6 protein-coding genes and 2 pseudogenes are annotated in these 6,178 nt (G+C 66.6%); 4 read left to right on the forward strand and 4 right to left on the reverse strand.

What is annotated here, in order from left to right:
- A pseudogene (locus ABZ904_RS50135) lies at positions 1-278 on the reverse strand (haloacid dehalogenase); the annotation flags it as partial.
- Positions 279-415: 137 nt separating this feature from the next.
- Here ABZ904_RS50135 and ABZ904_RS50140 point away from each other — a divergent pair.
- Together ABZ904_RS50140 and ABZ904_RS50145 are read left to right on the forward strand one after the other, a co-directional pair.
- The gene (locus tag ABZ904_RS50140) at positions 416-559 is read left to right on the forward strand and encodes a hypothetical protein (protein ID WP_361830908.1); all 144 of its coding nucleotides are present in this window, start codon (positions 416-418) and stop codon (positions 557-559) included.
- Positions 560-860: 301 nt separating this feature from the next.
- Entirely contained in the window at positions 861-2,447 is a 1,587-nt protein-coding gene (locus ABZ904_RS50145; protein WP_361000805.1) for an APC family permease, read from the forward strand.
- 477 nt (positions 2,448-2,924) lie between these two features.
- Here the strand turns inward: ABZ904_RS50145 and ABZ904_RS50150 are convergent, their stop codons facing one another.
- Together ABZ904_RS50150 and ABZ904_RS50155 are read right to left on the reverse strand one after the other, a co-directional pair.
- On the reverse strand, positions 2,925-3,095 hold the full coding sequence (locus ABZ904_RS50150) for a hypothetical protein (protein WP_361830919.1): 171 nt from the start codon (positions 3,093-3,095) through the stop codon (positions 2,925-2,927).
- Positions 3,096-3,141: 46 nt separating this feature from the next.
- Positions 3,142-3,276 (reverse strand): annotated as a pseudogene (locus ABZ904_RS50155) (FCD domain-containing protein); the annotation flags it as partial.
- 216 nt (positions 3,277-3,492) lie between these two features.
- On the opposite strand from ABZ904_RS50155, the gene ABZ904_RS50160 reads away from it, so the two are divergent.
- The gene (locus ABZ904_RS50160) at positions 3,493-3,975 is read left to right on the forward strand and encodes a GNAT family N-acetyltransferase (RefSeq protein WP_361830911.1); all 483 of its coding nucleotides are present in this window, start codon (positions 3,493-3,495) and stop codon (positions 3,973-3,975) included.
- A gap of 395 nt (positions 3,976-4,370) precedes the next feature.
- Here the strand turns inward: ABZ904_RS50160 and ABZ904_RS50165 are convergent, their stop codons facing one another.
- Positions 4,371-4,841 carry a DUF2690 domain-containing protein gene (locus ABZ904_RS50165; RefSeq protein ID WP_361830916.1) on the reverse strand — a complete coding sequence of 157 codons (471 nt, stop codon included), beginning with the start codon at positions 4,839-4,841 and terminating at the stop codon, positions 4,371-4,373.
- A gap of 212 nt (positions 4,842-5,053) precedes the next feature.
- Here ABZ904_RS50165 and ABZ904_RS50170 point away from each other — a divergent pair, with 212 nt between their 5' ends.
- Positions 5,054-6,049 carry a DUF5937 family protein gene (locus tag ABZ904_RS50170; protein ID WP_361830914.1) on the forward strand — a complete coding sequence of 332 codons (996 nt, stop codon included), beginning with the start codon at positions 5,054-5,056 and terminating at the stop codon, positions 6,047-6,049.
- Positions 6,050-6,178: the final 129 nt, after the last annotated feature.

The raw sequence follows: 6,178 nt of genomic DNA on the forward strand, positions 1-6,178 counted from the left end.
AAAGCAGCGAGAGCATCGCGGACGTCGGGATACACATCAGCCTCGCCGAAGGTCTCCGGCTGCCCCGCCTGCGCACGCCGCTCACGCTCCGCATAGAGCTCAAAGCCGGGCCGGAACTCCTGGAACGTCTCGCGGTAATCGCGGCCCTGAGCAATGACAGCGCCGAACATCGCATGGAAGGTGTGGCGTGGTACACCGAGCCAGTCGGCCCACGTGCCGTACTCCGTGGTCTCGTCCACGAGGCACTCGCCCACATCAAAGATCACAGCGCGAATCATGCTGGCAGCCTAACGATGCCACTCTCTCATCGGGCAACGAGTGCGGGTCTCGCAGTAGCCGGCAGAACTACCGGCTGATCGATGCGCAAGCCTGCCCACGCGGCCGCTTGGCCAGCTTGTGTCTCAAAGCCGAGCACGTGGAACGACCTGGCCAGATCGTCCAGCCGATCAGCTGGGAGCCGGTCGCCACCGAGGTCGGCCTACTGGACAACTTGCGGACCGTACTGGCCGCCGGGCGGCAGGCCGGCCTGAAGGTGACCGTCCTCGACACCGCCGCCTGACGGGAGCTGGAGTTGCTTCGGTTCGGTATCTCCCGAACCGAAGCAACTCCACTTGCAGCCGGCCGGGCAGGGGCGCCGCAGGTGGAGCGGGCACGTGCCGGCCTGCATCCGTCCACCTGCTGCCGGCAAACCCCTGCGGTGCTGCGCGGAGCGGTGGCGACGTTTCGTCCCATCGCGGCTGAGGAAAAGGCGTTCCGCCTACTTCATGATCGGACGTTGGAGCCCTACAGTCATCCCCCACCCGCAGCCTCGATCCGCTGTGCGGGCGATCCGTGCCGCCTTCTCCCTGAGGTTATCCGCCATGACTGCACCCACGCCGGTAGACGCCGGCAACCCGCTGAACGATGACGCCAGATTGGAAAGTCTCGGCTACAAACCCCAACTCAGTCGTGTGCTGGGGCTCTTCGCCAATTTCTCCGTGGCCTTTACCTACCTGTCGCCCATGGTGGGGATCTACTCCCTGTTCGTACTCGGCGTCGGCACGGGCGGGCCGGCGTATGTGTGGCTGACCTGGCTGCCGGTGGCCGGGATGCTCCTGGTCGCCCTGGTCTTCGGTGAACTGGCCAGCCACTATCCGGTCGCCGGAGCCCTGTACCAGTACGGCAAGTTCTCCGTCGGCTCCCGCTATGGCTGGTTCGTAGGCTGGTTCTACGGCATAGCGCTGCTCATCACCGTGGCCTCGGTGGACACCGGCGTGGTCAGCTACGCCGTGGCGTTGGGCCACAACTGGTTCGGCTGGACCTTCGACCCCGCCTCCCACATGGTGATTCTGGTGGTCACCGTGGTCCTGCTGGCCATCCAGACCGCGCTCAACGTGACTGGCGCGCGGGTGATGGGGCGGGTGGCCCAATTCGGTGTGTATGTGGAGCTGATCGGCACGGTCGGTATCGCGATAGTGCTGGCCGTGCACGGCTTCCACCACGGTCTGGGCTTTTTGTTCTCCACTGAGAACGTGCAGCATGCCGCAGCCAATCCGCTGGGGCTGGACTTCCACGGCAACTGGTTGACCGGCGCTGCGCTCATCTCCGTGCTTGCCCCGGTCTACATCTTCTACGGCTTCGAGTCGGCCGGGGACATCTCCGAGGAGACCGCGGACGCTGGGCGGCAGGTCCCGCGTTCGATGCGGCTGTCTTTGATGTGGGGCGGGGTTGCGTCCTTTGTCTTGGTCGCCGCCTTGCTGCTGGCGATGCCCGCGAGTAATCCGGTCGCGGCGACGGTCAAGGGCGGCGGCGTCCCCTTCGTCCTGGGCCAGCTGCCCAGCTGGCTGCAGGACATGCTGTTGCTGTTGATCGTCTTTGCGTTCTTCTCCTGCGGCAGTTCGGTGCAGGGCGCGGGCAGCCGCCTGATGTTCTCCTACGCGCGCGACGGCGCGCTCCCCCGTTCGGCCTGGGTCTCCAAGGTCCACTCCCGCTTCCGCACGCCGGTCAACGCGCTGCTCGCCGGTGCGGTGGTGACCGCGCTGTTCGTCCTGCTGGAGTTCGCCTCGCCGAGCCACGACATCAAGCTCGGCTTCATCACCTACCCGGCGAATACCAACGTCCTGGTCTCTTTGGTGTCCTTCGGGGTGAGCGGCATCTACCTGTCCTTCCTGCTCACCGTCGTCGGTGCGATCGTGGCGCGGGCACGCGGCTGGGTTCCCGAGGGCCGGTTCCGTCTCGGCCGCTGGGGCTGGCCGGTGACCGTGCTGGCCACCTTGTACCTGGTGGCGATGCTGGTCAATGTGGTGGCGCCGACGGGGCTGACCAGCCCGCGCGGATACTTCAACCTCGACTGGATCACGCTGCTGGTTATGGCCGCGGTGGCGGTCGTCGGCGGGATCTGCTTCCTCCTCGGCCACCCCGATCGACACGTCCGCGAGCATCTCGACGGTGCACAGCGCAAACTGTGAGCCGTACTCCACAGCAAACGCCTAACGCTCCTCCCCAGTGATGGTCCGGAAAAGCCCTGGACTGCAGCCAATCCGCACATCCGGTCCGCCACTTCACATCCTCACACGGTCGGGTGGCCGCACCACGTCAACGTGACACGGCCACCCGACCACACCGTGTAGGCGGGGCTGTTCCGTCTCTGCATGAGCCGCGCCAAGACCGCGTTCTGTCCTCCCCACCGACGCGGAGGTGTTCCGTCATGATGACGACCAAGGGCACGACATACCCCGTCCTCCCCGCCGACGCGGGGGTGTTCCGTGATAGAAGCCGACGACGTGACGGCGCTTGCGGTCCTTGTCCGTCTGCTATACGAGCAACTCGATGCGATGAGTTTGCCACCGGAGATCGACTTCGCCGAGGAGACCAGGACCCCCGAAACGGTCTGACCTGGACCCCGGAACCTGACAAGGGGCCGCCGCATTGCCGACGGCCCCTTGTCAGCTTTCAGCGCGATTGCTCCGTCTTGACCCCGGTACCAGTTCCAGGCCGCTGTCCGCGGGCAGGGCCTGCCGGTAGCCGGTGTACATGTGCTCGGTCGCCAGGCGGACCAGGCGGTCCTCGTCCGCCGCGCGGGCGGCCTCCAGGATGGCGCAGTGCTCGCTCACCATCACCGGGACGCTGCCCGGTCCTGGACGTAGGAGCGGGAGATGCGGCGGTTGACGGGTGGTCCCAGAGGGTGTCGATCATCCGCAGGAGCAGCGCGTTGTCGCAGGGCTCGATCAGTAGCCGGTGGAAGGCCCGGTTGAGTTCGAACTGCGCCGTCGCGTCGGCCGGGTCCGTGGCCGCCATCTCCTCGATCCCCGCACGTCGCCCAGGACAGTGTGAGCGACTTCGAGGAATTCATCCGTAACAAGGACCTCTCCCCGCAGGACGGGGACACCGGGCCGAATACGCCGCCGACCTCGCGGCCCGAGGCCAGGCCCAAACATGGCCGCCGCCCCACAACCTGAGCGGCCGCGCACCCGATCTGGATCAGCGACCGGGCCAGCGGGTAGATTCCGGATCGTGACGTCTGCGCAGGTGCGACTCGACCCGATGACCGAGACCGAATTCCAGGCCTACTTCGAACACATGCTGGTCAAGCACGCTGCCAGCAATGTGACCTCGGGCAACTGGACGGCCGAGGAGGCTGCGGCGAAGTCCGCGCAGAACCTGGCCCGGCTGCTGCCCGACGGGCTCGCCACCAAGGACACCCATCTCTGCCTGGCCCGGGATGCGACGAGCGGCGACCGTGTGGGCATCTTCTGGCTGAATCTGCGCCCGCACGGAACTGAGACTGCGGCATTCATCTACGACATCGAGGTCGATGCCGAGTTGCGCGGTCGCGGCTACGGCCGGGCGGTGATGCTCGCGGGTGCCGACCTCGCCCGTGAACTCGGCTCGGTACAGATCGGACTGCATGTCTTCGCGTACAACCAGACTGCGATCGCGCTGTATACCTCGCTCGGATTCGCCACCACCGATCTGGTCATGTCCTTGCCGCTGTAACAGATGGGGCAGCTGTGTCCGTCGGGCAGCGCCGACTTGGCGGTTCGGCTTTGGGGTGATCGTGGTCAGCAGGCGGCGGTGCGTGCGAGGACCAGTTCGGTACTGGTAATGCGGGTGGCGCGGCGAACTGAGCGGTCGGAGACCAGCCCGGCGATCGCAGCCTGGGCGAAGTCTTCGCGCCGTCCGGTGTAGCGCTGGAGCGGGACTTTTCGAGCGGCACAGGTTCGCCGCGCTGGACCACTGCGGCCCGGGCTGGTACCGACTCGCGCGACGATTCCCCGTGACGAACACCGGAACACACCACGGCCCGGGGCAGTTGAATGCTCTACAGATCCTCGCAGCAAGCCCGCGTTGCACCTCTGTGCCGGATCCGGATCCGGCACAGAGGTGTGGTTCTACCAGTTGATCGTGCGGCCGTCGTATTGGTAGCCGGGGCTGGTGTCGCAGTGGCCGCTGGCGTATGAGGTGACGCCCGCGTCGTAAAGGACGTTGGTCCAGACGGTGGCGTTCGTCGAGCCGAAGGACGGGGATCTGTACAGTTCCTGACCGTCGGAGTTGCGGTGGATGGTGACGGTACAGCCCATCTGATCGTAGTCGGCCCCCCAAGCCCCGCGAATACGGGCCCACACAGTGCGGCAGTTGCCGCTGTACCGCAGATCCACAGTCGGCCCGGTCGCCGCGCCGTCGTAGCTCCGCTTCAGCACGACGGAGGCGACGGTGCGTGCGTCGCTGCCGCAGGCGGAGCCGAGAGCGTCGGGATCCTGGTTGTCGCAGTTCGACGAGTTGCCGACCTGCCCGGAGTACCAGGAGCAGGTGGCTGCCTGCGCAGGCGAGGCGAACACGAGGGCCGCGGTGCCAGACGCCACCGTCAAGGCCAATGCCGTGAGTGATGCTTTGACGCGTATCACCGAAGACGACTCCTTCTGCCAGTCAACAGAGTGTGCGGTCTTGTCGCGCGGCAGTCATCGTCGCGGGCACCCGGCCCACCGGTCCACCACGTTCCAACGTGCTGGAAGAACGCTGGTCAGGCTTTGTCTGTGGCGCTAGATTCTGCTGTGCCACGGGGGAGGGGGGAGGAGTGCTCCGACTGCACTTCACCAGCGACGATCTTGCGCGTATCCGTGTTGCAGCGCGTCCGGATCCGCTCTGGGAAGTGGTGCTCAGCACCAACCTCCTGGGCAACCGTGAGGGCAGAGCGGTGTTCGACGCGTGGCGGGGCAGGGCACGTGAGCGGCTGCGCCAGCTTCCCGTGTGGATGCCGCGGCTCCTGCGCGCCCTCGCCCCGCCTTACGGTGACTTCCCGGACTTCCTCACGCCCTGCGAGGCCGCAGCAGGGATGGAATGCGGCATCGAGGCCGTGCTGTCCACGCCGGGCAGGCGCCTCAGTCAGGAACTCGCCGCGATGCCCCGCCTGCCCGAGTGGACAGCCCCGCTCGTGCGTGGTGAAGCAGCGGCGCTCACTTCACTGGGTCAAGCACTGCGCACTTACTACGAGTCGGTCCTGTTACCCGACTGGCCCCGGGTTTCGACCCACGCACAAGCGGACGTGGCCGGGCGGGCCCGCACGCTCCTGCACGGTGGTGCCGACGCCCTGCTGGAGAGCTTCCGCCCCCTGCTCCGGTGGACGCCGCCCGTTCTCGAAGCGGACTATCCGAAGGACCGCGACATTCATCTCGCAGGGCGCGGTGTCACGCTGGTGCCCTCGGTGTTCTGCTGGCGGACCGTCGTCACCCTGATCGACCCCGGCCTCGCACCGGTTGTGGTGTATCCCGTTGAGAGAACCGCCGAATGGTGGCGTCCGCATGCTCGGCATCCCGGGCAGGACACCCTGCAGTCCCTTCTCGGTACTACCCGGGCCGCCGTGCTGCGCGTCGCTGCCGACGGTCCATTGGCCGGCGAAGTCGCCCGGCGTATCGGCCTGTCGCTGGCGGCCACCAGCTACCACCTCAAAGCGCTGCGTGAGGCACGTCTGATCAGCTGTTCCCGGCGAGGCACGAGCACACTGCTGTTCCTCACCCCTTTGGGCTTGGACCTCCTGGCGGAGAACCCGCCGCGACCGAACCAGGTGTACTGAGCGTTGCGCGATCTTGGTGGCAAATTGCTAACTGTTAGAGGTTGCGCGGATAGGCGTGCGGTCATGGTCGGCGGTTCGGGCGTCCGTCCCAGCGGTGAGTGGTCCATGCCCGCCGGATCAGGCTGCGCA

It is taken from the genome of Streptomyces sp. NPDC046900 (assembly GCF_040644975.1).
GTDB lineage: Bacteria > Actinomycetota > Actinomycetes > Streptomycetales > Streptomycetaceae > Streptomyces.